This is a genomic window from Phenylobacterium sp. (genome assembly GCF_024508875.1).
Taxonomy (GTDB): Bacteria; Pseudomonadota; Alphaproteobacteria; order Caulobacterales; family Caulobacteraceae; genus Phenylobacterium.
Window position 1 is genome coordinate 1 of record NZ_JANINU010000273.1, and the last position, 2551, is coordinate 2551.

Genomic DNA, 2551 nt, shown 5'->3' on the forward strand with positions numbered 1-2551 from the left:
GCAGGTCGAAGTCCTCGCCGCCCAGGAAGGTGTCGCCGTTGGTCGACTTAACTTCGAACACGCCATCCCCGATTTCGAGAATGGACACGTCGAAGGTGCCGCCGCCCAGGTCGTAGACCGCGATCTTCTTGCCGTCGTTCTTCTCGAGGCCGTAGGCCAGCGCGGCGGCCGTCGGCTCGTTGATGATGCGCAGGACTTCCAGGCCGGCGATCTTGCCGGCGTCCTTGGTGGCCTGGCGCTGGGCGTCGTTGAAGTAGGCCGGGACGGTGATCACCGCCTTCTCGACCTTTTCGCCGAGGTGCTGCTCGGCGGCTTCCTTCATCTTCTGCAGGATGAAGGCCGACACCTGCTGCGGCGAATAATCCTTCCCGTGGGCGCGCACCCACGCGTCGCCGGTCGGACCCTTCACGATCTCATAGGGCACCATGCCCTTGTCCTTCTCGACCATCGGGTCGGAGAAGTTGCGGCCGATCAGGCGCTTGATCGCGAAGAGGGTGTTGGTCGGGTTCGTCACCGCCTGGCGCTTGGCCGGCTGGCCGACGAGGCGTTCGCCGTCATCCATGAAGGCCACGACCGAGGGAGTGGTCCGCGCGCCTTCGGCGTTCTCGATCACCTTCGGGGTTTTCCCGTCCATGATCGCCACGCACGAGTTGGTCGTGCCGAGGTCAATGCCGATGATCTTGCTCATAGCCTAGGTCTACTCGCTCCTTGTGTGGCGAACGTCGCGGTGCGGGCCTTCTAATGAAGCGCCCCAGGAATTGCGACGCCCCCGGGTTCGATTGTTGAGCTCCGGCCCCGCTTTCCGTTCACGGAAGCCATCGTCGAGTGCCGATATGGGGGAATTTGCCGGCCCTGCAAGGCCGAAAGCCCCTAATCCGATCAAGGGCATGACTCACGACCGCCTCCAGTTGGCCGCCGCCGCAGCGTAAACCTCGGCCGCGTGCGGCGTCTCGCCGCCCCGCGAGGCGAGGAAGGCGTGCTCCACGACCATGGCCTGCTGCTCGATGTTCATCGCCGGAAACGGCCTGCCCTGTTCGAGATCGTAGGCATAGGCCCGCTCGCTGTCCCCGGCTTTGATCTTGGCCAAAACCAGGGCGACCCCATGCTGCGCCTGCCAGACGTGGGTGAGTTCGTGGACGAACACCGCCTGGGTGCGCAGCGGGACCTCCGGGGCCGCGAAATCGGGCCGCGCGGCGATCGCCGGCCAGACGATCAGCGCCGGGCCCGCGACGAACGCGCGCCGCCAGACGGGCAGGGCCAGGATCCGCACCCGGCCGGCGTCCAGCCCGGCGCCGAACATCTCGACGGCAAGACTCCGCTCGCCGGCGGTCATGCGGCGCCACGAGAGCGGTTTCATTCGCGCGTTGCTCATCATGCGGTTGACGCGGGGCGGGCCTACCGGTTCCGTGGCGATCATCCCGCAAAAACGACGACGAGGACACGCCCATGGTCACGCTCACCCGCCCCGACGGCACGCGCCCGCAGGACCTGCACCTGTCGCGCCGCGGCCTGACCCTGGCGCTGACGGGCGGCTACGCCGTCGCCGCCTGGTCGGCCCAGGCCGAGCCGATCAAGACCAGCGCCGACGACCTCGTGCAGTCGATGGTCCAGATCAAGGCGGCCGACCGCGAGATCCCGGCGTTCGTGGCGCGCCCGATCAAGGCCGGCAAGCATCCCTGCGTGATCCTCGTCTCCGAGATCTTCGGCCTGCACGAATACATCCGCGACACCTGCCGACGGCTGGCCAAGGCCGGGTACGTGGTCATCGCGCCGGACTATTTCGTCCGCGCCGGCGACCCCTCGGCCATCGAGGACCGGGCCGCGATCATGAAGATCGTCGCCACGGCCACCGACGCCCAGATGACCGGCGACACCCAGGCGGCCGTCGCCTGGCTGAAGGCCCAGCCGTTCGCCGACGCGAAGCGTCTCGCGATCACCGGCTTCTGCTGGGGCGGCGCCGTGGTCTGGGAATCCATCGCCCGCATCCCGGGCTTCAAGTGCGGCGTCGCCTGGTACGGCCGCCTCACCGGCAACATGTCGCCGGCGGACACCGGCAACCGGAACCCGATCGACCTCGTCGGCGACCTGAAGGCCCCGGTGCTGGGCCTCTATGGCGAGAAGGACCAGGGCATTCCGCTGACCGACGTCGACAAGATGCGCGAGGCGCTGAAGGCGGCCGGCAAGACGTCCAGCGAGATCGTCGTCTTCCCCGGCGCCCAGCACGGCTTCCACGCCGACTACCGCCCCTCCTACAGCAAGGCCGACGCCGAGGCCGGCTGGGCCAGGATGCTGGCCTTCTTCAAGCAGAACGGCGTGTGACCGAGAGGCCCCCCCCTCTCAGCTCGTCATCCCCGGGCTTGTCCCGGGGATCCAGAAGCGCCGATGGCCAGGCCGTGCGCACGCCCGTTCCGCCCGCGCGTCTGGATGGCCGGGACACGCCCGGCCATGACGAGCAGGAAGAAAGCGAAGAACAACTTTGACTCCGCCCGGAGCCTGATGTTCTTCTTTCGTTCATGTCGCACAATGCGGACAGGATCGAGGCCCGCCAGCG

Annotated in this window: 4 protein-coding genes; 1 reads left to right on the forward strand and 3 read right to left on the reverse strand. The window is 67.8% G+C overall.

What is annotated here, in order from left to right:
* Together Q0L11_RS18670 and Q0L11_RS18675 are read right to left on the reverse strand one after the other, a co-directional pair.
* Positions 1 to 688, reverse strand: a 688-nt coding sequence (locus tag Q0L11_RS18670) for an Hsp70 family protein (RefSeq protein WP_296599236.1), incomplete at its 3' end; no start/stop codon positions are given.
* Between the two features lie 204 nt (positions 689 to 892).
* A complete protein-coding gene (locus Q0L11_RS18675; RefSeq protein ID WP_296599238.1) occupies positions 893 to 1357 on the reverse strand; it encodes a hypothetical protein in 465 nt (154 codons plus the stop codon).
* An 89-nt stretch (positions 1358 to 1446) separates the two neighbouring features.
* Here Q0L11_RS18675 and Q0L11_RS18680 point away from each other — a divergent pair, with 89 nt between their 5' ends.
* A complete protein-coding gene (locus tag Q0L11_RS18680) occupies positions 1447 to 2319 on the forward strand; it encodes a dienelactone hydrolase family protein (RefSeq protein WP_296599240.1) in 873 nt (290 codons plus the stop codon).
* A gap of 26 nt (positions 2320 to 2345) precedes the next feature.
* Here the strand turns inward: Q0L11_RS18680 and Q0L11_RS18685 are convergent.
* Positions 2346 to 2551: hypothetical protein (locus Q0L11_RS18685; RefSeq protein ID WP_296599241.1), on the reverse strand; the 206-nt coding region annotated here is incomplete at its 5' end.